General features: G+C 61.1%; 23 protein-coding genes. 6 read left to right on the plus strand and 17 right to left on the minus strand.

Annotated elements, in window-relative coordinates; genetic code table 11:
• Positions 1-359 precede the first annotated feature (359 nt).
• Positions 360-3044: a valine--tRNA ligase gene (locus WC698_00545; protein ID MFA6038743.1), complete on the plus strand. Its 2685-nt coding sequence runs from the start codon at positions 360-362 to the stop codon at positions 3042-3044.
• A 211-nt stretch (positions 3045-3255) separates the two neighbouring features.
• Here the strand turns inward: WC698_00545 and WC698_00550 are convergent, their stop codons facing one another.
• From WC698_00550 to WC698_00560, 3 genes are all read right to left on the minus strand, one after another.
• The gene (locus tag WC698_00550; protein MFA6038744.1) at positions 3256-4515 is read right to left on the minus strand and encodes a hypothetical protein; all 1260 of its coding nucleotides are present in this window, start codon (positions 4513-4515) and stop codon (positions 3256-3258) included.
• Positions 4516-4622: 107 nt separating this feature from the next.
• Complete coding sequence (gene lexA / locus WC698_00555; GenBank protein ID MFA6038745.1) at positions 4623-5225, minus strand: transcriptional repressor LexA; 603 nt, start codon at positions 5223-5225, stop codon at positions 4623-4625.
• 117 nt (positions 5226-5342) lie between these two features.
• Positions 5343-5570 (minus strand): hypothetical protein, encoded by a 228-nt coding sequence (locus WC698_00560; protein ID MFA6038746.1) that lies wholly within the window; start codon positions 5568-5570, stop codon positions 5343-5345.
• Positions 5571-5801: 231 nt separating this feature from the next.
• Here WC698_00560 and WC698_00565 point away from each other — a divergent pair, with 231 nt between their 5' ends.
• Both WC698_00565 and WC698_00570 read left to right on the plus strand, forming a co-directional pair.
• Complete coding sequence (locus tag WC698_00565; GenBank protein ID MFA6038747.1) at positions 5802-6104, plus strand: hypothetical protein; 303 nt, start codon at positions 5802-5804, stop codon at positions 6102-6104.
• Positions 6105-6135: 31 nt separating this feature from the next.
• Positions 6136-6693, plus strand: a complete 558-nt coding sequence (locus WC698_00570) for a hypothetical protein (protein MFA6038748.1) — start codon at positions 6136-6138, stop codon at positions 6691-6693.
• 72 nt (positions 6694-6765) lie between these two features.
• Here WC698_00570 and WC698_00575 read toward each other — a convergent pair whose 3' ends face one another.
• From WC698_00575 to rplJ, 9 genes are all read right to left on the minus strand, one after another.
• Positions 6766-7671: a hypothetical protein gene (locus WC698_00575; GenBank protein ID MFA6038749.1), complete on the minus strand. Its 906-nt coding sequence runs from the start codon at positions 7669-7671 to the stop codon at positions 6766-6768.
• 152 nt (positions 7672-7823) lie between these two features.
• Entirely contained in the window at positions 7824-9392 is a 1569-nt protein-coding gene (locus tag WC698_00580) for an LCP family protein (protein ID MFA6038750.1), read from the minus strand.
• 220 nt (positions 9393-9612) lie between these two features.
• Positions 9613-9873, minus strand: a complete 261-nt coding sequence (locus tag WC698_00585) for a hypothetical protein (GenBank protein MFA6038751.1) — start codon at positions 9871-9873, stop codon at positions 9613-9615.
• 69 nt (positions 9874-9942) lie between these two features.
• Positions 9943-10479, minus strand: a complete 537-nt coding sequence (locus tag WC698_00590; GenBank protein ID MFA6038752.1) for a hypothetical protein — start codon at positions 10477-10479, stop codon at positions 9943-9945.
• Between the two features lie 29 nt (positions 10480-10508).
• Positions 10509-10778, minus strand: coding sequence for a hypothetical protein (locus WC698_00595; GenBank protein MFA6038753.1), 270 nt, complete (start codon positions 10776-10778; stop codon positions 10509-10511).
• Positions 10779-10809: 31 nt separating this feature from the next.
• A complete protein-coding gene (locus tag WC698_00600; GenBank protein MFA6038754.1) occupies positions 10810-11553 on the minus strand; it encodes a heparan-alpha-glucosaminide N-acetyltransferase in 744 nt (247 codons plus the stop codon).
• A 153-nt stretch (positions 11554-11706) separates the two neighbouring features.
• Positions 11707-11997: a zinc-ribbon domain containing protein gene (locus tag WC698_00605; GenBank protein MFA6038755.1), complete on the minus strand. Its 291-nt coding sequence runs from the start codon at positions 11995-11997 to the stop codon at positions 11707-11709.
• A gap of 224 nt (positions 11998-12221) precedes the next feature.
• Positions 12222-12626, minus strand: coding sequence for a 50S ribosomal protein L7/L12 (gene rplL, locus WC698_00610; protein MFA6038756.1), 405 nt, complete (start codon positions 12624-12626; stop codon positions 12222-12224).
• Positions 12627-12679: 53 nt separating this feature from the next.
• Positions 12680-13219 carry a 50S ribosomal protein L10 gene (rplJ, locus tag WC698_00615; GenBank protein MFA6038757.1) on the minus strand — a complete coding sequence of 180 codons (540 nt, stop codon included), beginning with the start codon at positions 13217-13219 and terminating at the stop codon, positions 12680-12682.
• Positions 13220-13481: 262 nt separating this feature from the next.
• Between rplJ and dtd the strand changes: the two genes are divergently transcribed.
• From dtd to WC698_00630, 3 genes are all read left to right on the plus strand, one after another.
• On the plus strand, positions 13482-13931 hold the full coding sequence (dtd, locus tag WC698_00620) for a D-aminoacyl-tRNA deacylase (protein ID MFA6038758.1): 450 nt from the start codon (positions 13482-13484) through the stop codon (positions 13929-13931).
• A 152-nt stretch (positions 13932-14083) separates the two neighbouring features.
• Positions 14084-16036, plus strand: coding sequence for an HD domain-containing protein (locus WC698_00625; GenBank protein MFA6038759.1), 1953 nt, complete (start codon positions 14084-14086; stop codon positions 16034-16036).
• A gap of 23 nt (positions 16037-16059) precedes the next feature.
• Positions 16060-17718: a tetratricopeptide repeat protein gene (locus tag WC698_00630; protein ID MFA6038760.1), complete on the plus strand. Its 1659-nt coding sequence runs from the start codon at positions 16060-16062 to the stop codon at positions 17716-17718.
• A 21-nt stretch (positions 17719-17739) separates the two neighbouring features.
• On the opposite strand, the gene WC698_00635 is transcribed toward WC698_00630, so the two are convergent.
• The 5 genes from WC698_00635 to WC698_00655 all read right to left on the minus strand — a co-directional run bounded on the left by WC698_00635 (position 17740) and on the right by WC698_00655 (position 24057).
• Positions 17740-18249, minus strand: coding sequence for a CARDB domain-containing protein (locus WC698_00635; protein ID MFA6038761.1), 510 nt, complete (start codon positions 18247-18249; stop codon positions 17740-17742).
• A gap of 12 nt (positions 18250-18261) precedes the next feature.
• Positions 18262-19527, minus strand: a complete 1266-nt coding sequence (gene tig / locus WC698_00640; GenBank protein MFA6038762.1) for a trigger factor — start codon at positions 19525-19527, stop codon at positions 18262-18264.
• Positions 19518-20420 carry a protein translocase subunit SecF gene (gene secF, locus WC698_00645; GenBank protein ID MFA6038763.1) on the minus strand — a complete coding sequence of 301 codons (903 nt, stop codon included), beginning with the start codon at positions 20418-20420 and terminating at the stop codon, positions 19518-19520. Before secF ends, tig begins: the two co-directional genes overlap by 10 nt.
• A 163-nt stretch (positions 20421-20583) precedes the next feature.
• Positions 20584-21984 (minus strand): hypothetical protein, encoded by a 1401-nt coding sequence (locus WC698_00650; protein ID MFA6038764.1) that lies wholly within the window; start codon positions 21982-21984, stop codon positions 20584-20586.
• 777 nt (positions 21985-22761) lie between these two features.
• On the minus strand, positions 22762-24057 hold the full coding sequence (locus tag WC698_00655; protein MFA6038765.1) for a tetratricopeptide repeat protein: 1296 nt from the start codon (positions 24055-24057) through the stop codon (positions 22762-22764).
• Positions 24058-24094 lie beyond the last annotated feature (37 nt).

The following is a 24094-nucleotide window of genomic DNA, read 5'->3' on the forward strand; positions in this document are numbered from 1 at the left end:
GCCTGCCCAAACCGTTGGGCATTGGCAGCATTGTCCACAATCTTTGACGTTCCGTCAATGGCGTACTTGTGCCCAGCCACAGAGAAGCCGCTGTCCTTGCGAACAGCGGCTTGCCCAACTCGTAACGACTGTTTCTTATTGGTCGCTACGTGATCGTTGGGGCGATGAGTAGCTTGCGCATATGTAGGATTCCTTATGCGCGCGGCCTCGTAAGACGGCATCGACGGACCGCAATCCGTCGCCTGCCCCACCGTGGAGCATTGGCAGTATAGTCCACAATCTTTGACGTTCCGTCAATACTCCTCCCGCTCCCCTGAACAATGTTCGAGTTCGCGTCTTCCTGTAGTACACTCCCGCCGATGTCTTTGTCCAAGGCATATGATCCAAAGGCCGTGGAAGACCGCATCTACGCGATGTGGGAGGGGAGCGGGGCGTTTACGGCGGACGTGAGCAGCAAGAAGGAACCCTTCGCCATCAGCATGCCGCCGCCCAACGCCACGGGGCAGCTCCACCTGGGCCACGCGGTCATGCTCGCGCTGGAGGACATCTTCATCCGGTTTGCGCGCATGCGCGGCAAGGAGGCGCTGTGGCTGCCCGGCACGGACCACGCGGCCATCGCCACGGAGAGCGTGGTGATCAGGAAGATCCGGGAGGAGGAGGGGATTCCCGACCCGCGGGCATCGCTGGGAAGGGAGGAGCTGGTGCGCAGGATCGCGGATTTCGTCTCCAAGAGCCAGAATACGATCCGCTCTCAGATCCGCAAGATGGGCGCGAGTTGCGACTGGTCGCGGGAGCGCTACACCATGGACCCCATCCTCAACCGCTGCGTGAACGAGGTGTTCGTGAAGATGTACGAGGACGGCTTGATCTACCGGGGGCACAGGATCGTCAATTGGGATCCCAAGATGCAGACGACCGTCTCGGATGATGAGATCGAGTACATCGAAGAGAAGGCGCCGCTCTACACGTTCCGGTATGGCCCCTTCCAAATCAGTACCGCCCGTCCCGAAACCAAGTTCGGCGACAAATACGTGGTGATGCACCCCGAGGACGAGCGCTACAGGCAGTACAAGGACGGCGATACCTTTACGGCGGAGTGGATCAACGGCCCCGTCAAGGCCACCGTCATCAAGGATAAGGTGATCGACCCCGCCTTCGGCACCGGCGTGATGACCATCACCCCCTGGCACGACCACGTGGATTTCGACCTCGCCGAGCGCCACGGCCTCCAGAAGGAGCAGATCATCGGGTTCGACGGCCGGCTGCTCCCCATCGCCGGGGAGTTTGCAGGCCTTCCCATCGGGGAAGCCCGCCCCAAGGTGGTGGAGAAGCTCAAAGAGAAGGGATTATGGGTCAAGACGGATGAGGACTACGTCCACCGCGTGGCCGTGAGTTACCGCGGCAAGGGCTTGGTGGAGCCGCAGATCAAGGAGCAGTGGTTCATCGATGTCAACAAGCCCGTCGTCACTTGGAAGAGGAAGAAGCTCAGCCTTAAGCAGATCATGCAGGAGGTGGTGCGTACCAAGCTGATCAAAATCATCCCCGACCGGTTCGAGAAGGAGTACTTCCACTGGATCGATAACCTCCGCGATTGGTGCATCAGCCGCCAGATCTACTGGGGACATCGCGTGCCGGTGTGGTACCGGAAAGCCGAGGGATCCGCGGATATGCACGTCGGGGTGCGTCCCCCGCAGGGTAAAGGATGGATGCAGGACTCCGATACGCTCGATACGTGGTTCTCCTCGGGCCTGTGGACCTGGAGCACGCTCGTGGATCCCGCCCTGGCCGATCAGTACGACCTTTCCCTCGACGATTTGCTCAAGAAGAGTCCGGACTTCCAAAAGTTCCACCCCACGCAGGTGATGGAGACGGGCTACGACATCCTCTTCTTCTGGGTGGCCCGCATGATCCTCATGACCACGTACGCCACGGGAGATATCCCCTTCGAAACGGTCTACCTGCATGGCCTCATCCGCACCCGGGAGGGGAAGAAGATGAGCAAATCCGATCCCGAGACGATGATTGACCCGTTGGATATCATCCCCAAGTACGGGGCGGACGCCCTCCGCCTGAGCATGATCGTCGGCCAAAGCCCCGGCGCCGATTCGCGGCTGTATGAAGAGAAGATCGCCGGGTACAGGAACTTCATCAACAAGATGTGGAATGCGTCGCGGTTCGTCCTCATGCAGTGCGAGCAGGCGAAGACAGAGCCTTCAGCGGTCAGTTTTCAGCGGTCAGCCGATTTGTCGTTGGCGGATCGGGCGATCCTGTCTGCCTTGCAGGATCTCATTGCGGATGTCACGGAGAGCCTGCAGGAATACCGGCTGAGCGAAGCGGGGGATAGGCTCTACGGTTTCGTGTGGGATTACTTCTGTGACTGGTACCTGGAGCTCTCCAAAGGCGAGGCGAATCCCGCCGTTCTCGTCCATGTCCTCCGTACGCTACTCATCCTCCTCCATCCCTACGTGCCCTTCGTCACGGAGGAGCTGTGGGGGCAGGTGAAGCCGGCGGAGGCGGGGATGCTCATCAAGGAGCCGTGGCCGGAGGCGGTGAAGAAGCTCCAGGACGCCGCGGCACAGCAGGAACTGCAGGTGCTCATCGACGTCATTACCGCCGTGCGGAAAATGAGGAGCGAGCAGAACGTGGAGGCGGGGAGAACGGTGAACGTCACAGTGTACACAAATGTGTACACAAAACTCCTGGGAGAACAAGCGAGCCATATCAAGAGGCTCGCGCGTGTGGGAGAACTTACCATCGAAAAGGAATTCAAGAAGCTCCCCAACGTCGTCTCTGCGTTCCTTCCGGATATCGAAGTCCATCTTTCCCTGGAGGGTTTGATAGACCTGGAGAAGGAAGGGATAAGGTTGGCCAAGGAGAAGGAGCGCCTGGAGCAGATCATCGCTTCCACGGAGCAGCGGCTCAACAATCAAGATTTCGTCACGCGTGCGCCGGCGCAGGTGGTGGAAGGGGAGAGGGAGAAAGTGCGTACGATGAAGGAGAAGGTGGAGAAATTAGGAGAGAGGTTGAAAACAATAGAGCGTTAAACGATTCTTCATATACTTTCTATATGGGGAGGGGGTTGCGCGCCGCGGGGGGTGAAGGGGAAGGCCCTGCTTCGACATGGCCTGCCGACGAGTCAGCCCCGAAACCTTGCAGGGGCTGACGAGGAGGCACAGGGCCGAGCGGGGGGAGTTCGGCGCGCAGGCGTTTGGCGCCACCTTTTCGCCGGAAAAGGTGGCAAAGATGATAAGTACATTATTCGTAGATCGGCATCCCTAATCCCTTCTTCGTCGTGCTCTTCACCCGCATCGCCGATCCTCTTGTCACAGCGTTGCGCCCGAAACGTTCGTGGAGCTCATCCAAGGAACCTTGCAGGTTCTCCTCGCGCAGGACGTGCTGAGGGTCCTCAAACAACGAGAACTGGCGGGTGCCGCCGGGTGTGAGCTTCCACAGCGCCAAGCCCGCCTGCGTGTACTTCCCGTTGTGTTCGTACAGTTCTTTGAAGCATCGGCGCAGGAAGGGCTGCAGCGTCTCCTCCGTCTCCAGGGGTCGGGGGAGGGGGCAGTGGGTGCTCTTGTACGCGTAGGAGGCGTCCCGGAGCCATACGGAGAGGCCCCTGGCCGCCTGCCGCATGCGCCGCATCTTAAGGACGGCGTATTCCAGATGACGGAGCATATGAGCCCACAGAAGGTCCCCGGAGCCTGAGGCGGGGAAGCTGCGGGCGCGGGAGATGGATTGTTGCGGGTCGGTGTCCTCCCGTACGGGATAGACCCTCTCCCCCAGCAGTTCCCGCTGCATTTCCACGCCCGGCCTCCCGAAGAGCTTCCTGAGCTCCTCGGTTGGCGCTTGGGCCACGTCCCACGCCGTGAGCCACCCGTTGGATTCGCAGTGAGCGATGCGGCGGGGTCCGATGCCGGGGATGGCGGCGGCGGGGCGGTCTTTCAGGAATGAAAAATTGGAAATGTAAAATTGGAAATGACAGCTTCCTTCCGGAGTAACGATCGTTATCCCTCCAGGCTTCCTGTACTCGCTCGCCATTTTGGCCAGGAGCTTGCTGGGGGCAATGCCGACGGAGACGGAGAGGCCGGTGCGGCGGAGGACAGCCGACCGTACACCCCTTCCGAATGTCTCCAGGGAAGTGGACGGGGGCACGTCGCTCGCGAGCGAGCGTGCCGGGGGAACACCTCCGGGGAGCATCCGCAAATCTACGAACCACTCGTCAATGGACATCTGTTCCGCCACGGGGAACGTCTCCCGGAGCACGGATTCAATCTGTTGCGAGGCCAGGCCTGTCTCGCGGAAGTCGGAGGGGAGGCGGAGGGCGTGGGGGACGAGCGCCAGCGCGTCCTTCACCCGCATGCCCGTCTTTACGCCCATGGCCTTGGCTTCGTAGCTTGCGGCAATCACGCAGCCTCCCCCCATGCCCAGGGCGAGGAGCGGTTTGCCCTTCAAGGAAGGATTCTGCCGGACGAGGACGGACGCAAAGAAGGAGTCGGCGTCGATGTGGGCGATCATAGGTATCGTGTATTCGTTGATTCGTTTATTGGTTTATTCGTTCGCAAGCGTGCCCCTGAGGTTTCCTCGAATAAGCGAGTAAACGGATAAGCGAAAAAGGCGCGTCGTCAGTACTTGCGGATGAGCCCACGGACCACCCCCGCTACTTTCAATTCCTCCAAGGCATACAGATCCGGATACTTGGCATTCTCCGCCTGCAGGTAGAACTTCCCCTTCTCCTTCATGAGCCGCTTGAGAGTGAATTCGCCGTCCAGCACCCCCACCACGATATCTCCCACGCGCGGCTCCGCACCGCGCTCCACGATCACCATGTCGCCTTCATTGATGCTCGCGTCGATCATGCTGTCCCCTTTCACCCGCAGGAGGAAGGTGGCGGCCTTGTCACGCACCAGGTAATCATCCAGCGTCACCGTCTCCTCCGCCTGCTCCTCCACGGGGGCCGCGAAGCCGGCGGCGATGGGGCCGAAGAGGGGGAGCGTGAGCGGCGCGAAGCCCGTACCCTCCTGCTCCAGAATCTTGATGCGGCCCTTGGGGTCCTTCTCTATGTGCCCGCCCCGCGTGAGGGCGTTGACCACCTTGGCGATGGCGTTCTTGCTGCGCACGCCGAAGGCGATGGCCAGATCCGCGAGCGAGGGTGAGTACCCGCGCTTGGTCTGGAATTCCCGTATGTAGCTGAGAACGGTCCGTTGGTGGGGCGTGATATCGGCCATAGGGGGGAGAGGGGACAATCGTCCACCATCATAGGTGTACGGATGTCCACGGTCAATAGGTGATGGGAGATTGGCTTGTGGGATTGGCGTTTTTGCGGAGGATTGGGGGCGTTTATCTTACGGCTCTTCCGTCATGATGATGTGACTATCGGTTTGCATCTGGTCAAACGCACGCCATGAACGAGATTGCTCGGCGAAAAGAGCGCGCTCGGCTTCCTGGACTAATTGGAGAAAGGGAAGCCCCTGGGCTTTCCCGCTTGCCATCAACTCCTTCGCTTTCGAGGCCAGCGCGTCGCCCAATGAAGAGCAGCGGATCATCTCCAGTGTCTCTGTCACTCCTTGCATCTGAGCCGCCTGGGATTGTGTTGTATGGTTATGCCCAAGAAGAGTTTCAGACTTCTTCTCGAATGGGAGGGAATGGGGTTCCATGGATCAAGGAGGAGAAGTGGAATATATCGCGTATTGTTCATTCTACTTTGCAGCCAGTATGCGTGCAACATCGTTGTCGAAGGGTGCATGCAGCGGTGGCGAGGACCGCTTGCTTCCACTTTTCGTCTTCCCTACTATTCGTTGCCTATGGCCGAAGAGATCACCAACAAGATGCTACTGGATCACATACAGGCGATGCGGAACGGTCTTGAGCAGAAGATCGAGGGCCTTGATGGAAAGATCGAGGGCCTCGACCAGAAGATAGATCGTGTTGAGCAACGCCTGGACGCGAAGATAACGAATCTTGCCATTGTTGTGCAGGAAGGGTTTGAGGACGCCCGCTTGCACCGTCAAGCGTTGCAGGAAGACTTGGAAGCCACTATGCGGGTGCAAAGCAAGCATGCGGCAACGCTTTCCAGGATTGCGCATCCACATTCCGCCTCCTCTTGACCCAATAATCCGATAATGACAACATGCTCCCATGTCAGAAAATCCTGAATATACCGCAGATAAGGATAATCTGGTGAAGGCTTACGAAGAGGCTATTCCGAGAGAGTACGGGGATGAGGTACTGAGAATCTTCCAACGCATCGTGCGAGAAAGGCAGGATCTCGATGCAATAGAGATCCTCAATCTTGCTCTGAAAGAGGCGTATCCGGAAGCAGTGGCGCGTGAACAAGCGAGTCTTCATCGGCCAGTCACGAGCGACGGAACACCTGAGGCTGCGCCTGTTCAGGATGCTGCGGTAACCGGGTACAGGAAAAGATATCGTGGCCGCGTGATTCGGAACATCGTTCGGGCGTACGTTGAGCGCCGCCCACAGCTGAGAAGTATCGTCCGAGCTTGTGATATGCGTCTGCTTCGCCACCCTCCTCTCCCATCTACCTATCGGAACAGTATTGCCGATGATGCTTTGAATAAGATCCTGGCGAAGGAACAATCGCCTTCGGTCTCTCAAGACAGTATTGCCAATACTTGGAATAAGATCCTGGCGAAATCACATTCAATACCGGAAACGGAGGAATCCGGATCCAACTGATCGGTACCTGCTCGCGGAGTATTGAGGCATGCTTCCTCGGTTTCCTCGGTTTCTTCGGTTTCCTTGGTTTCCTCATTCCTCAATCACCAACAAATCCTTGTGCTTCTTCAGCTCGAAGTACGTCACCGTCCACACGGCCTCCTTGAACACGTGGAGGTAGGCGAAGAAGTAGCTGGCGATGAAGAGGAGGAGGACGCCGATGCCGATGGCGATGAGGAGGGTGTAGAGGGGGGAGAGGACGTTGGCGAGGAGAAGGCCGATGCCCACCGCGATCGTGGGGATGAGGAGCACCAGAAGGGCGTTGAAGGCCACGCGGATGGTGATGACGAGGAGCAGGAGCCACAGGAACATCACGTGGTTCAGGTAGCTGAGGATCAGCTTAAAGCTGGATCCCAGCCCCGCGAAAATGCTCACGCGCTTCACCACCACGGCCGGCTCCGCGAAGCTGGCCATGAACTTGAGGATGTTGGAAATGATCCAGAAGAGCACCACGAAGCCGATCATGGCGTACTTAAAGTCCCCCGCGATGTAGCGGAGGATGAGGGAAATGATGGTCACCGTGTTGGCCAGGCTGGCGAGCACAAAGAGCTCGTGGAGACCCAGCATGGGGAAGAAGTTGTAGATCGCCAGCACCAGGCCGCCCTTCACCTCCTCCTTCCGGTGGGATTTGGCCGTGAGGCCGATGATGGCGCCGCGGGCGAGGTTGGGGAAGATCCACTCGATGGCCAGGAGCACGAGGAACACGGTGACGATGGCCACGAGTGCGGCAGTGGGGACGCGTGCCTGCAGCCAGAGCACGTCATCGAAGAAGCCGATGGGCCTCCCCTGCATGTAGGAGACGAAGAACCATGCTTGGTAAATGAGGAGCTTGGTGGCGAAGAGCGTCTCCAGAAACGACGAGGCGATGCCCCAGCGGCGGAGGGGCTTCTCCCGCTTCGTAATGGCCCAAGCTTCGGCGATGATCTCGCGGGGGGTCATAGGGGAAGGGAGCTGGGTCAGCCGGGAAAGGAATCAAGAATACAGGGCTCCAAGAATACAGGGTTCCAAGAATACAGGGAGGATATCAAGGATTCAGGTTATCAGGATTCTTTCCTTGGGGATTCCTGCCATCCTGCGATTCTGGACATCCCTCATGGCGTGGCCAAAGAAGAGGAGGATGCCGATTCCTTCAGCACCTCATGGAAGGGCCGGAAGGCGTAGTCCTCCCCCAGCAGGATCGTCACCTGTCCTTGCTGTTCCAATGGCAAATCCACGGGGAGGGGGGCGAGAGGGAAGCCCAGGAGGTCGGAGAAGAATGCCGCGGCAGCCGTTTCTTCCCCTTCAGAGCCGGAGGACTCTTCCGCACCTCGAACGGCCGGGGAGACGGCGGAGGTGGGCAGGATGCCGCGTCTTGCCTTGGAATCGGGCGAGGGAGGGAGTTCGGCGTTCTCCACGCGGTCCACCGTAAAGCCGTAGCGGATGAGTTCCGTGGCGATGCGCGCCGCCATTCCCGTCTTGGCGCCGGCGTTGAGGACGGAGATGCGGGGGTTCTGGAGGTACAGGGTGCGGGTGTTGAGCAGGAGGGAGAAGAACGTGCGGATCTGCCGCCAGCCGGAGTTCTCCAGGGGGGAATCCGGGGGGGTGACGACGGGGAGGAGCACGGCCGCACCGCCGAAATCCTCGCGCGGGGGGGTGTAGAGGAAGCCTCCGGCCTCCGCGAAGCCCGTGTACAGTCCGTTGCGGTCATTGAGCTGCATGCTGATCACGCGGGAGCGTTCCAGCCGCTCGCCCATCTTGGCCGCGCCCAGGAGCTCCTGGCCGTTCATGGTGGTTTCCACGTTCGCGGAGAGGATGCGCAGGAGGGCCAGAATCTTGCGGGGGCTCTTGACGATGCCCACGGTCTTCGCGCGCTCCCCCAACGCCTGGATGATCTGCTGCTGGCGGGCGCTGCGCCCGAAGTCGCTCGTGGTGTGGCGGCTGCGGGCATATTTGAGCGCCGTTTCGCCGTCCAGGTGCGTGGGGCCCGCATGGATTTCGAACGTCTGGTAGGTCCAATCCGGCCCCGGGTACTCCCGGTCCACGATGTCGTAGGGCACCTCCACGTCGATGCCGCCCAGGGCGTCCACCACATCCACGAAGCCGCTGAAGTTGACCATCACCGCATGGTGGAGCTGCACGTGGAGCTTGCCTCCCACTTCATTGAGCAGTTCCTTCAAGGCCAGTTGCGCCGCTTCCGCCTTCTCCATGTCCTGCCGGCGGATGAGGGAAGCCTTGTAATCCCGGTAGAGGAGGTTGATGCGCCCTTCCCCCATCACGGCGGACTTCACGTACAGGTCGCGCGGGATGCTGAGCATCACCACGCTCTTCGTCTTCGGATCCACGCTGGCCACCATCATGGTGTCCGTCAAATCGAAGCCGTCGTGGTCGTCATCCCCTTTTCCCAGGAGGAGGAAGTTGGTGAAGCCGTTCTCGTCCCGCGGCAAATCCGCGCCCGCGATGTTGAGGAAGGTGCGGATATTCACCACATTCAAGGCAACGAGCGCCTTGGCCACCCCGGCGAGGACCGCGAGAGAGAGGAAGATGGCCAGGAGCACCAGCAGCATGCGCTTGAGGATCCCGGTGCGCCGCTCCTGCGTCTCGGCCAGCTGTTGCCGTTCCCTGCGTTTGCGCAGCAGGAAGAGGAAAGGGGAGACGAGGGTGAGGCCAACCGCTCCCGCCATACGCCAGAGGAAAAGGGATCGTAGCCTGGGAAACGAGCGGGGCTGCTCAGCCTCGCCAATCCGACGTGTCTGGAAAGACATCGGTTGGGATTGTAGGGCATGGGCGGCGTTTGTGGAAGCGATGAGTGATGGGAGAAGGAAACCAAAGAAACCAAGGAAATCAAAAAATCCAACGATTGATTTCCGTAGAGACGCGCCGCGGCCTCCGGTGGCTCGAAGATCAATGGACTAAATCGAAGTCGCAACAATCGTCTCCCCCGATATACATATTATCAATACCCTGGTTCTCTTGTTTAAAGATTTCGGCAAGTAAGTCATCAAGGAGGGCGTGTAATTGCTCCAGGGTCTGGACAGTTCCGTTGTTGATGCGCTCCTGAATCGTGGCAGCACATTTGTCGTGCTGTTCTTGTTCGTACGCAAACTGAATGAACGTTAAGAACTCCTCTTTGTCATGGGTGAATTGTTCACTGTTGCCGCTCATAAACGGGTAAGGAAAGGGGGATGCTTGCAGTGTATGCCGATCACTTTCATCAAACAATAACCCATATCATCATTTCCCGGCCCGATACACCAATCGCCACGTCTGGTAGCCCGAGAGGAGCGCGTAGAACACGTTGAGCCACAGGAACACCCAATCCCGTACCACGTAGCTGAAGAGCGCGATCAAGGCGCCGCCGATCGTGAGTGCAGCGGCGCGCCGCACGGTGCCGGTTTCCATCACGTACCCCACGCTCAGGCCGCAGAGGCCGATGATGAAGAAGACCGTGGAGAGTCCTTCGAAGAGGAACAGTGACCAGGCAACGAAGGCCAGGCTTGCGATGACCATGACGGGGGTATCGATCGTGTCCCTCGTATTGAGCATCATGAAGACGCTGCTGCCGTTCACGAGGATTTGGAGGAAGACGAAGAACACGGGTCCTCCCGCCCGCCAGTTGAGGAAGGCGTAGGCGAACATGAAGAGCCCGCCCACCGCGAAGAGCCAGTTCTTAAGGGAACGGACGGGTTGCGTGAAGCGTCGTTCGGGGAGGGCGGCGCCGAGGAGGAGGATCACCGATCCGGCGATGCCGGCGAGGAGCGCGGGGGTCATGAGAGGGCGGATGCGGAATTGTTCAGTTCTTACCCTTCAACGGGTACGGAAGCATCAATCTGTTCCTGCCGCGTTTCCCGTATGGCTTCTAATGTTTGGGCGCGCGGAAGGTCTATTGCTTGCACGAGCAGTTGCCTCAGCTTCTCACGGTCGATCATTCCGTCCACGGTGCACTCAGGGAAGTGGGCTCTCAGGAACTCCTCGCATTCCGTAGCGGCTGCATCCCCATGCTGCCCGCGGACGAAGTCTACGCAAGGCTGGATCTCATCATTGCCGGATTCCGAACCGTTGGTTGCCATGGCGTCATTGTAGCGCGTGTCCTCGGTATCGTTAAGAGGCCTTCACGTACTGGAAATAGACCCACAGCAAGCCAAAAAGTATCGGCTGGTGCATCAGGTAGATCTCCAGGGCATGGCGACCCGGCGTCGTCATAATCTGCCAGAATCGATGATCCCTCACATGCCACCGTAACCATCCCCGATTGTACAACGCATTCCCCACCGCTACCCCGAGGAGGATCGTCGCCATCCAGGGGAAAAGGGGGAAGTAATCCACCGAGACGAAGCCCGCGGGCATCCATCCGAACGGGAGGAAGATCCCGTACCCTTCCGGCACGGTTCCCGTCACCCGTCCCAGGAAATAGACGGCAATGGCCAGAATTAGGTTCCCTTCCCTGAGCGGCATGAGGAAGGGGAGGAGGAGGATGGAGACGCCGATCATGTGGAGCACTCCGAAACGCACGTAGGCTTCCGGCACCACGAAGAAGGTGACGGCCGTCACGAGCATTCCGCAGAGGAAGACGAACAACCCGCGCCGCGCGTACTTCATCAGGATGTTCCGACGTGATGCTCCCTTAGCTTCCATCCGACCGTACGATACGGCGAAGCTCATCCCCACGAGGAGCAGGAAGAGGTTCGCCGTGGAGCGCTGGAGAATCAACCAGCCCCCGGAAATCGCGCCAAAGGGCAGGCCGTAGAAGAAGGAGAGGTCGAATGCCGCGTGGTAGACGACCATCATCACGACCGCGATCGTGCGCAGGAGGTCTATTTCGAGATGGCGGTTTCGTGTGTGCATTGTTGGGATTGTACGCCCGGAGGAGCCGTCAGTATCAGCTTTCAGCGGTCAGTGATTGGCGCAAGTGTCATGGGATCAATGAAAAAACCCCGCCTTTCGACGGGGTTTTCTTTGCGCGTACTGATAGCTGACAACGGAAAGCTGAAAGCTGAATTACGACGCCATGGCGTCCTTCTCCTTGAAGAAGCAGTCCTTGCAGAGGACGGGCTTGCCGCCTTCCTCAACCGGACGCGGCTTGAAGGGCACCTCGCACTGGCTGCCGCACTTGGCGCACACCGCGGGGTACATCTGCCGCGTGGCGAGGCGCTCGTTCTTGCGCTTCTGGCGGCAGTCCTTGCAGCGCTGGGGGGCGCTGAGACCACGGGAGTTATAAAATTCCTGCTCACCATCCGTGAAGGTGAAGGAACCGCCGCAATCGCGGCACTGGAGCTGCTGGTCAGCCATAAAAAGAAGAAAAAAGAATAAAGGTCGCAGTTTCCTTCTTCCAGGCTAATGACCGGAGTTTGAAGGAATTGCTGGGGAGACTGTAGGGGTATTGGGAGCACATGTCAATGGATGGTAGAACAGGGAGGAAACCGAAGAAGCCGAAGAATCCGAGGAAACCGACGAAGAAAAACCGGGGAGAATCCTCCTCGGTTTCTTCGGTTTCCTTGGTTTCTTGGGATTCCTTATTTGAGCGTCACTTTCGCTCCAGCCGCCTCCAGCTTCTCCTTCAACTTCTTAGCCTCGTCAGTGGGTACGTCCTCCTTGAGCACCTGGGGCGGAGCATCCACCTTGGCCTTGGCTTCGCCGAGGGGGAGGCCGGTGATTTCGCGGACCACCTTGATGACGGCGATCTTCTGGGCGCCGGAATCGGTGAGCTCCACGTTCCAGGAGGTCTTCTCCTCGTCGGCTGCTGCGGCTCCTCCGCCTGCGGCGGGGGCGGCGGCAACGGCTGCGGGGGCGGCTGCGGAAATGCCGTAGGTCTCTTCCATGTACTTCACGACGTTATTGACCTGGATAACGTTCAGTTTCTCGAGGGCAGAGATCACTGCCTTCTCGTCGGCGTTGAGGGTGACGGTCGCGTCTGCCATGATGGGGAGGGGGAATGAAGAATGAAGAATGTAGAATGTAGAATGATGAGGAATCAGGAGGATGGAGCGGTGGGCATCTTCTTCGCCTTCTCGGACAGAGCACGGGCGAAGGCGGAAAGGGGAGAGGCGCACATGCCGGCGAACGACGTGAGGGGGGAGCGGATCATCCCTGCGAATTGAGCCAGCAGCACCTGGCGGCCGGGGATCTTGGCCAGGGTGGTGGCATCGGTTTGGGAGAGGAGCTTTCCCTCGAACAAGCCGCCCAGGAACTTCACTTGCGGGTGGTCCTTGGCGTACGAGAAGGCCACTTGGGCGCCGGTGATGGGGTCGTTGTAGCTCAAGATGCAGGCCACGGGCCCGCTCATCATGGCTTCCGGCAGCTCCGGCATGCCTTGCTCCTTTGCGGCGATGGACATGAGGGTCTTCTTGGCCACCTTCATCTCCGCGTTCCCCACGCGCAACTTCTTGCGCAGGTCGCTCACCTCGGCCACGGTGAGACCGATGTAATTGGCGAAGATGACGGATTGTGCCTTGCCAAGCTTATCCTTAAGGTCCTTCAGTTGTGCCGCTTTCTGGTCTCTCGTGAGTGCCATGGTTTAGGGATGAGGGATGGGGACGAAGGGACTGAGGGAATTGCGGTATAAAAAGAAGGTCTCCCTTCTTTTGTCCGGGAGACCAGCGAGGAACACGGCACGAACCACCAAGCCGGGGCCGAGTGACCGATGCTGTATTCCTCGGAGGGGCTTATTTCGGCCTGCGGCCTTGTGCCCTCGGTCTTCGGACAGGGGGTAGTGTATCCCTCCCCGGCAGTATGTCAAGAGGATTAGGCCAGTTTCAATCCTCTATACTCCTCCCATGCGTCTCGTCCTCCAGCGCGTTTCCCAGTCATCCGTCACGGTAGACGGAAAAGTGATCGGCAAAATCGGCAAGGGGTACCTCATCCTCCTCTGCGTCATGAAGGGGGATATGGCGGCGGAAGCGGAGAAGTTGGCGGAAAAGGTGGCGGGGTTGCGGCTGTTTGAGGGCACCGACGGCAAGATCAACGACCGCTCCCTCTTGGATATCAAAGGCGAAGCGCTGGTCGTCTCCCAGTTCACGCTGGCGGGGGATGTGCGCAAAGGCCGGAGGCCGGATTACACCGCCGCTGCGGCGCCCGAGGAAGCCAAACGGGTGTATGGCTACTTCGTCGAAAAGCTGCGGACGCTGGGAGTTCCCAAGGTCCACACGGGGGAGTTCGGTGCGATGATGGAGGTGGGCCTCGTGAATGAAGGTCCGGTGACATTGGTCCTGGATACGGAGGAGTAGGGGGAGAGGAAAACCATTCCTGCATCCTTTCTTCCTGTATTCCTTTCCTTGGGTTCCTGACGCCTAAAAAGCGTACACTCTGCTGTCTCTCCTTTTCCGGAGCGTGCTAGAATGCGCTTCTCCTTTAGGTTTCCACGCCTATGTCCCTCTGGATGTCCACCGTAGCGCCCCTGCTCAAGAAGCTCAACGGCCCGAGCGCGGGGTACAGCGAATCACGGCTCAAGGCCGCGTTCCAGCTTGCGGAGCAGCTCTACAAGGGGAAGGAACACTGGACGGAGGTGCCGCTCGTGGCGCACGCGCTGGGGGTGGCGCAGCTCTTGGCGCCCTTTGAGCCGGATGAGGACACCGTCATCGCGTGCCTCCTGCAGCACGCGCTCCAAACGCGCCAGATCTCCCTCCCGGAGATCGAAGAGCAGTTCGGTGCCGAGGTGCGCCGGCTCGTTTCGGGCATCCATCTCCTCTCCCACGTCACCATGCGCGGCAGCCGCAATTCCGTGGAAGATTTGCGCGTGATGCTGGTGTCCGTGAGCGACGACGTGCGGGTGATCCTCGTGGTCCTTGCCGAGCGGCAGTACGCGTTGGACCACCTGTTCCTGCTCCCCGCGGACGAGAAGAAACACCTCGCCCGCGACGTGCTCAACCTCTTCGCCCCCGTGGCGGCTCGGCTGGGTATCCACAGCTTCAAGCAGCGGCTGGAAGCGCTGGCCTTTCCCGTGGTGTACCCCGACGATGCGGAAGCCATAGCGGTCCAGCTCCAGCAAACGCGGAAGCGGTACGGGATCTTTCTCCCGTCAGCGGCCGAAGAACTGCGCGCCGCGCTGGCGCTGCAAGGGATCGCTTCGGAGGTGTATGCGCGGGAGAAGCAGCCGTACAGCATCTTCCACAAGATGCACCTAAAGTCCGTCTCGCAGGTGGACCGTCTGCCCGACATCTTCGGGCTGCGCGTCCTGGTGAACACGGAGGAGGAGTGCTACCAAACGCTGGGTTTTCTCCACCGCATGGGGGTGCCCATGACCAACCGTTTCAAGGATTACATCTCCTTCCCCAAGCCCAACGGGTACCGCAGCCTCCACACCACGCTCTCCAAGCTCCCCGGCGTGCCCGAAGGGGTGCTCGTGGAGGTGCAATTGCGCACGTTCAACATGCACCGCGAGGCGGAGTTCGGTATCGCCGCGCACTGGAGCTACAAGGAAGGTGGCACGGCGGCGCAGGCGTTCCAGCGCGTGCAGCTCCATCAGGTGCTCACCCAGCAGCAGACGCTGGAGGAGGGGGGGTTGCCGCCCCAGCTGGCGGACCACATCTTTGTCCTCACGCCCAAGGGCGACATCGTGGAGCTTCCCGAGGGGGCAACGCCGCTCGATTTCGCGTTCCAGATCCACACCGAGGTGGGGTTGGGGTTCAAGTCCGCCCGCGTGAACGGCTCCATCGTTCCCCTCTCCTACGAGCTGGAGAACGGCGACGTGGTGGATATCCTCACGCACCGCGTGCCGCAGCCTTCGGAGGAGTGGCTCCAGCTCCTCAAGATGGCTTCGTCCCGTTCCCGCCTCAAGCGGCACCTCTACGCCCTGCACCGCGAAGATTACGTGGCGCAGGGGCGGGAGGCCGTCAACGCGGAACTCCGCAAGTGGCATAAGCCGCCGCTGGATAACGACCTTACCCTCCTCAAGTTCTACGACGGGCGGGAACTGCAGTTCACCGAGCGGGAGGACTTGCTCTTCAAGATCGGCCAGGGGTCGGAGAAGGTGGGGTCGCTCTTCCTCCACGTGGATGCGCTGGCGAACGCACGCTCCATCCCCGTGCCGCGCCGCCTGAGTCAAGTGCGCCCCTCCGAAGCGGTCATCGAGGTGGAGGGAGGGGTGCCCATGCCCGTCCGTTTCGCCAAGTGTTGCGCCCCGCAGGAAGGGGAACGGGGGGACATCGTGGGGTCCATCTCCCGCAAGGGCGAGGTGATCGTGCACCGGAAGACCTGCGGGATGATCCGCCAAGCGAATCCCGAACGGAAAATCAGCGTGTGGTGGCGCGGCGGAGGCAAGCAAGCCGTGCCCGTACGCAAGGTGAAAGCCGGTTCCTCCCGTGGGAGTCGCAAGAAGCTTCGGATGCGGTAGCGCCGCCTTGTACAATGCCCGGCATGGTCGCACTGACGCGGTCCCGGCTCATCCTCTTCCTTCTGCCGCTTGCCGTATTCCTCGTGTACGGGCAGTCCCTTTCGAACGGTTTCGTGCTGTGGGATGACGACAAGTTGATCACGGAGAATCCCATCGTCCGGTCCCTCTCCCCCCATACGGTGCGGGCAGCCTTTACGTCCTACGATCCGGAACTCTACGTGCCCTTCACCATCGTCAGTTACCAGGTGGAGCACGCGCTCTTCGGGTTTCAACCGGCCGTGTTCCACGGCACAAGCCTTATCCTCCATATCATCGCCGCTTTCCTGGTCTACGCTTTTCTGAGGAAGGTGGGGGTGAAGGCGGCGCTGCCGTGCGCGCTTCTCTTCGCCGTCCATCCGCTCAACGTGGAAGCGGTGGCGTGGGCGAGCGCGCGGAAAGACGTGCTCAGTGCGGTCTTCGCGCTGGCCTCCCTGCTCTCCTACCTCCGGTACCGGCAAGGAGGAGGCCGTCCGGCATTTTGGTCGGCGTTCCTCTGCCTCCTGCTCTCGCTCCTCGCCAAGCCTGCCGCCATCGTGCTCCCCTTTGCCTATCTCCTCCTCGATTGGAAAGAGGGCGGAGGACGGGGAAGGGATGCTTGGCGGGAAAAAATTCCCTTCTTCCTTCTCAGCGCCGTATTCCTGCTCATCGGCCTCGCGGGGAAGGAGGCCAACGTGCAGGCGCTGCCTCCGGTGCACACCGCGCTGCTGGCAGCCAAGAGCGCCGTGCTCTCTCCGTCGCTCTTCCTCTTCCCGCGCTTCTCGCTCCTCTTCCTCCAGCACACCCCCGTGACGCCGCGTTCCCCGGAGTTCTTCCTCCCCCTCCTCCTTCTTGCGGCGCTGGGCGGCCTCACGCTCCGGTCCCTGCGGCGGACCCGTTCCCTGGCGTTCGGGCTGGGCTTTGCGCTCCTCTTCCTCCTTCCTTCCTTCGTGACGTTCTCCAAGGCCGGCGCGGTGTACGTCACCTCTGACCGGTACATGTACCTTGCGCAAGTCGGCTTCCTCTTCCTCCTCGGCCTGGCGCTTGACCGGTTCCTCTCTTCCCGCGCATTGCGCGCCGCCACGATTGCCGCGGTTACGGTCACTCTTCTTGCCGCGGGGTGGGGGGCGTGGCGGAGGAGCCTCTTATGGAACAACAGCGCCACGCTCCTGCAGGCAGCACTGGCGCGCAATCCCGGGAGCGCGGCGCTGCCGCACAACTTGGGCGAACTCGCCGCGGGGGAAGGGGATACGGAGGGTGCCATCCTCCGGTACCGGGAAGCGCTGCGCGCGGATCCCGCCTATGCACCGTCCTTCATCGGGCTCGGGCGCATCGCCCAGGCGCAGGGGGAAGCGGACCGCGCTCTCCGGCTCTTCCGGAGCGCCATCCAAGCGGATCCCCGGTCCGTCAATGCCTATCTCCATTTGGGAAACCTGTACCGGGACCGCGGGGATGTGGACGGCGCCATCGCGGCGTTCCGCCGGGCGCTGGAGATCAAGCCGAACTTCGCCCAAGCGCGCATCAACCTGGCGGATGCCTACGGCAAGAAAGGGATGTACCGGGAGGGGCTGCTGGAATACAAGCGAGTGATGGAGATCAACCCCGAATTCCGCAAGGAAATCCTGCAGAAGTTCCCGCAGCTCGAGCAGCTGGACATGGGAGAGTGAGTGCTTATTCCCCGTTTCAGCTTATTCCTTCGTGAGCACCGTCACCGTCGTTTCGCTGCAGTTGTTCAGGGTGTCCGCCTCCTGCACTTGGAAATCCGCGTCTTCCGTGGGGATGGCTGCACAGATCCGAATCCGGTGCATTCCCACCTGCGGCTGCCAATCCACCTGAGGGGTCTCCCCGCCGTTCTCCCATCGCACTTCCTGCGATGCACCTGCAGGGAGGGCGGCAAGGATGACCGGAATGCCGAGGGTATCCCAATCGCCGTCATTGTCGGCATCGATGCTCACTTGGACGTAACTGCCGCGCGTGGCCCCCGCCGCCCCCAGGTTCCGCACCACGGCATGGATGGTGTAAGGGTTGCCGGCTTGCACGGGGGAGGGGAGCACGCGGATCTCCTCCACCACGTAATCAGGCAGGGAGGCGGAAGTGGCGCTCCCCAGCAACCCTTTTCCGCGCGCCACCGCCAAGGCGGCCGCAAGAAGGAGCGTGAGTATGACGATGATGGTGATGTGCGTGCGGCGGGAGAGCATGGAGGTACCCTATCACCGGAGCATCTCTTCCACCAACTTCTCCACCATCCTCCGCCACTTGAGCTGCTCGTACTCCTCGCTGCCTTTCGCGAGGCGGCCCACGGCCTGTTCGCGCTGCTCCGGAGGGACGGAGCCCAGGATGCCGGAGACGACGGCGCCCATTTCCTCCTCCGTTACGGCAATCTTCCGTTCCTCCATCAGTTCCTCGATGCCGAAGCGCAGCAGCAGTCGCCGCTTGGCCTGTTCCTGCAGGTCCTTGCGCATTGCTTCCGGGGCTTTTTTGGTCTTCTCCATCCAATCCTGCAGCGTCATGTTCTGCTTCCCCAGCTCGTGTTCCATCTCTTCCAAAATCGAGCGCTCCACCTGTTCCAGCAGTTCCGGTGCCAGGTCCGCCTGCGTCGCCTTGACCACGGCATCGTACAGCTCGCGCTCGCGGCGTTGCCGGTCCGTTTCCTCCTCCTGCGCGCGCAGGGAATCCGCGATGCGCTTCTTGAGGTCCTCGGGGGTCTTCCCCAGGTCGTGCTTCTTCACGAATTCCTCCGTCAGTTCCGGCGTACGGGTCTCCTCCACCTTCGTCACCCCCACGTGGAAGGTGACGGGCTTTCCCCGCAGGTGTTCCGCGTGGTACTGGGCGGGGAAGGTGAGCGGGAAGCTCTTCTGCTCGTCCTTCTTGAGCCCGTGGAGCGCCTCCTCAAAGCCCGGCAGCAGGGACTTGCTCCCGATGATGTTGGCGTACCCGGTGGCGCGCGTGCCCGGCACATCCACGCCTTCCTTGTCCGTGGCGTGGAAGTCCATCGTCACCTGGTCGCCTTCCTTGGCGGCCCGGTCCACTTCCGTGTACGTCCGTTCCTGTTCCAGCAAATACTGCACCATCCGTTCCACGTCCTTGGCGTCCGCCTTGGGCTCCGTCTTGGAAATGCGGATCTTGTCGGCCCCCTTCACTTTCACCGCGGGTTTCTCCACGAAGGTGAGGGTCACCTTCAAGGGCTTGAGGGTCTCCACCTTGATGGAGGGGGGGATGATGGGCTTGATCTTGTGTTCCTCCACGAGGGTGCGGAGGAAGGGGGAAACGAGGGAGCGCACCACGTCATCGAGGACGTCCTCCGGATTCGCTTTGTTCCGCACCATGTCCAGCGGGGCTTTGCCCGGGCGGAAACCCGGCACAGAGACGCCGGAAGCCTTGCGCTTGAGGGAGATTTCCTCCGCCTGCGTCACCTCCGCCTCATTGAAGGTGAGGGTGGCTTGCGTGCGGCCGGCGGCGAGTTTCTTCACTTCCACCTGATCAGCAGCGCGGAAGCGACGAAATACGAGGAATACGTCCCGATGACGATTCCGAAGATCAAGGCCAGGATGAACCAGCGGATGCTCTCCGCGCCCAGGAAGAAGAGGGCCGTGAGCATGATGAGCGTGGAAATGCCCGTCCCCATGGTGCGCGCCACGCTCTCCTTTAGGCCGCGGGTGGCCGTCTGGGCGAAGCTCTCCGAGCGGTTCTCGTAGCCCAAATTGGCGCGGATGCGGTCGAAGATCACGATGGTGTCGCTCGTGGAGTAGGCCAGGATGGTGAGGAGGGCCGTGACGAAGAGGGTGTCGAATTCGAAGCTCGTGAACTGCCCGATCACCACGAAGACGCCCGCCGTCACCACGACGTCATGGAGGAAGGCCACCACTGCAAGGAACCCGAACTTCCACGGGTTGAGCTTGCGGGGCAGTTTGCGGAAGGAGAAGGCGAGGTAGGTGATGATGGCCACGGACGCCATGCCGATGGCCGTGAACGTCTTGTTCTTCAGGCTCTGGCTCACGCTGGGCCCGATGGTGTTGAAGTGCAGCTCCTTGGCCCCCGGGAACGTTTGCTCCACATGCGCGAGCAGCGCCACATGGTCCTCGTTCTCAATGGGTCGCATGCGGATGATGAACGAACTGCCGCCGCCCACGCTCCTCACCGCGGACACGGCGTAATTCCCCAATTCCTCCCCGTCCTTCGGCTCGTACGTCGCCACCACCTTCGAGAGGTCTTCCTTGGTCTTTCCCGCGGGGAGTTCCAATTCCATCAGCGTACCGCCGGTGAACTCAATGCTGAACTTGGGGCCGGGATTGAAGAGGAGGAAGCCCGACACCGCGATCGCCACGGCGGACAGGCCCAAACAGAAGAGGGAGATGCGTTGGAAAGTCATCGGGGGGAGAGTAGCGGGGAATCCGGACAATTGCCAGATCGAGTTGGGTGGTTTGTTATGGACGTAGCGACCATGGGAAATTGGCAATGAAGAAATGTGAAATGAGCAATGGGAGCTGCATAGGTCCAGCCGGAGGAAATGATGTTTTTCTCATTTTGCATTTTCAATTTTCCATTTCTACCGTCACCGTCGCCACCTGCCCCGTATGGGAAACGGACCATAGGAACCGGTCGCCCGGAGGGGCGAACGTGGCCAGAAGGGTGGAGGGGAGGGTGAGGTTGAGGGTGTTCTTGAGGAAGGACCGCGCCGCCGTGCGTTCCAAGACCCCGCCCATCACCGTGGTGCCGGGACCCGGGGGAAGGGTGCCGGGGAGAGGGGGCGTCTTCCCCGTCACCTGCCCCGCCCATGCCGCATCATTCGTCACGAGCAGGCGCCTGCCGTTCGTGGCGGTCCACAGTCCTTCCCCGGTATCCGAGCGGAAGGTGGCCCGCACGGCCCACGCACCGGATTGGGTTCGCGTCTGTTCGATGATGCCGGGATCATCTTCGATCGTCGTGATGGCAAAGCCCTCCGGCAGTTCTTGGCGGGTGATGCGCTGCGTGGAGAGCGCCTGCTTGACGCTGCGGTGGAGAAGGTCGATGTGCCTGGCTGCGTCCGGGTCCTGCGTGTGCGTCTGCAGCAACAAGCGCAGGCTGCTTCCCGTCCGGCTCCGGAGCACGCTCACGGAAGCTTCCCTTCCCAGCAGGGGGAGCAAGTCATAGGCCGCGCTCGCTTCCGTCCCCATGAGGTGTTCCCATTGCCGTTGCAGCGTGCCTTCCAGCAGGAGGGAGGCGGAGGGAGAGGGGAGCAAGGCAATGGCTTCCAGCGTATCCCGCGGGTAGGTGAGCGCCACGGAGAAGGCCGGGGAGGGGGTGAGGGCGGGGGGAGCCGCGGAGAGCTTGGCAATGCCGGCGATGGGATAGATGAAGGAAATGGCCGCGCTCGCCGTTCCCCATTGCACCAGCAGGGAGGAGCGGTCCCGGAGGTGTTGCATCAGCAGGCGGTCCTCTTCGGTGATGCCGGAGAAGCTGACGTTCTTCGTGAGAAACACCCACGACCCGTCCTCGGGAGCCAGGCGGGCGAGCGTGCGGTAATCGGGGAGCTCGGAGAGAGAGGGGACCTCCGGCCGGGCAAGCAGGGCGAGCGCGCCGGAAGAGCCGCGAATCACTCGGCTGGCGGTATCCAGAGGAAAGCGGGAGCTGATGGTGCGCACCACGTCGCCTTCCAGGAACACCACCCATCCGTACAAGCCGTTCGCGTGGCGCAGGATTCCCACATCCGTTCCCCCTTCCCGTGGGAGAGAAATTTCCCCGAGGATGGGGAAGCGGGGGGTAAGCCGTTCGGCATCGGCGAGGGTAAGGTTATGGAAGAAGGCCACGGTCTCCTGCAGAGGCAGGAGCTCCGACGCGGTTTTCTCCCGGGGAGAGAGGAACAGAGCCGTACCCACCAGCACCGTGCCCGTTACGGCAAGGAGGGCAATAAGGATGGGGACGAGGGGGTGGGTGAAGCGGAGTCGGAACATCATTTTCGGCCATTCTAGCGGAAAAAGCGCTCTTGTCTCCTGTATACAAAATGTATTCGTGAAACAATTCATCATAGTACGCCACTGCAAAATCTTGCGCGAGTTTCTATACGGAGTACGATGCCTTGATTTGCTCCCTACCCCATTCGATCCTGATCAGGGTAGGCAGCAAATCACCACACAAACACACACGCCCCGGGGCGTACACACACAGAAAGAGAGAAGAGTACCAAGACACAGATCATTCACACCAACACAAGAACCGAGAATAGCAACACCCCTCCCAAGGGGTTGCAGAACCTATTTTCGGGAAGCAGCGGCTGTAGGAGAGTCCCGTATCACACATCTCCAGCCGCTGAGTGGGGAGAGTGGTGGCCGTCATCGGCGGCTGCCTGACCCGAATCCTTTCGGCTCACTTCAGGAACCTTCCGCGCATCCGGGGATGCACGGACCGCTCCCGCGGCTACCACTCTCTCTGCTCTGCAATGTCACGTTGCGGAAGTGAGGACGCTCCAGCGACGTGCCTCCTGCTTCTCCCCAGTGCCTCCCAAGAGACTTACGTCACTTCGCGGCAGGCCGGTACGGGGACTTCGGAGGGTTCCGAGGAGAAACAAGAAACCCGAGCAAGGCAGAGAGCGGGGGCTCCTCCCCCCACTGTCCTCCTCTCCAGAAACGGGGCTCAGCGCTCGACTCATGTGATTCGGCGTTGATAGTCCACAGAGAGGAAAAGACAAAAACAAAAAGATCGGTCTTAAAGCCGGTCTTTTTGTCAGGGGACGATTACAGGTTCAGCAGCTTCCCCTTCACATCATCCAGCGTCCCGTCCAGCTCCAGCGCACGTCCGTAGGCGGCGCGGGCTTCTTCCGTCTTCCCCGCAGCTTCCGCAGCAGATCCTAAGAGGGCATACGCCGCAGCGGATTCCGGCCAGCGGAGGGTGGCTCTTTCGGCAGCCTCGAAGGCATCCTCCTGCCGCTGCGCCCGGAGGGCGAGATCCACGAACGCGGTGATGGAGGCCAGGTCGGTTCCCGATGCCGTAGCCAAAATCTTCTCCTGTTCAAAGGCCAGCTGCACGTCTCCGGCTTTCTCCGCTTCCGTGGCGATGGCGCGACGCACGTCCTTCTCCGGCTTGAAGCCGTTCGTGAGCGCGTATTGCAGGAACGTGAGGGCGTTCTTGTGGTCCTCCATGGCGCCGTAGGTCCGTCCCAGGAAGTACTGGATTTCCGGTTTCTGGGGATCCAGGGTGTAGCTCCGTTCGAAGGAAGCCAGTGCCTCCTGTGTGCGTTCCGTGATCAGCTGGCAATACCCCTGCACGATCCACGCGTCGCGGTAATCATCCTGCTCCGCCGTGACCCGGCCGAGGAGGGGGAGGGCGAGGGCGCATTCCTGCACCTGCGCCAGGCTGCGGGAGAGGAGGGTGGAGAGGTGGATGGGTGGGCTCTGCGGGAAGAGCGCGAACTCCTCGTATGCGTCGAGGAGCGTGCGGGCGTAGGTGCGCAGGACGGGATCCCAGCCGTCCAGCGTCAGGCGCAATTCCGCCTGGGCTTGCGGATGTTCCCCCTGCACGATGGCGAGGAGGGCGGAGCCGTAGTGCCGGTGCGGCGATTCGCCGGCTTTGGCCAGCAACTCCTGCGCGCGGGGGAGGTTCTCCTGGTGGAGGGCGAGGGTCGTGGAGAGGAGGAGGAGGTCCTCCGCGCGGGCGCCTTCCCTCCGCAGCCGCTCGATGGTGTTGGAGACCGCCTTGGTATCGCGGCGCTGGAGCTGTGCGAGGGCGAGCTTCTTCAGCGCCGTCACGCCGCCGTCCGCGGCCACGGCCGCTTCGTACGCTTCCTGCGCGCCCTTCCAATCCCCGGCGAGCGCGCGGCTATCGCCTTCCCGCACGTGCGTGAGCGCCGCACCCCCTGTTTCTTCCTCGCCTTCCATGGAGAGCCCTTGGAGGTTGGCGGTCAACGGGTTCCGTTGGGGGCGCATGCGGAACGCCTGTGCGGCGCTGCCCAAATTGAGCCACAGGTACGCCAGCAGCCCCGCCACCAGAAGAAGTGCGAGGGCGAGGGGGAGGAGGACGCGAGCGACTTTCATGCGGGCTGAGGGTAGCGCAGGGCGGGGGGAAGCGCCA

The organism is Candidatus Peribacteraceae bacterium (genome assembly GCA_041661065.1).
In the GTDB taxonomy this organism is placed as follows: domain Bacteria; phylum Patescibacteriota; class Gracilibacteria; order Peribacterales; family Peribacteraceae; genus CAIKAD01.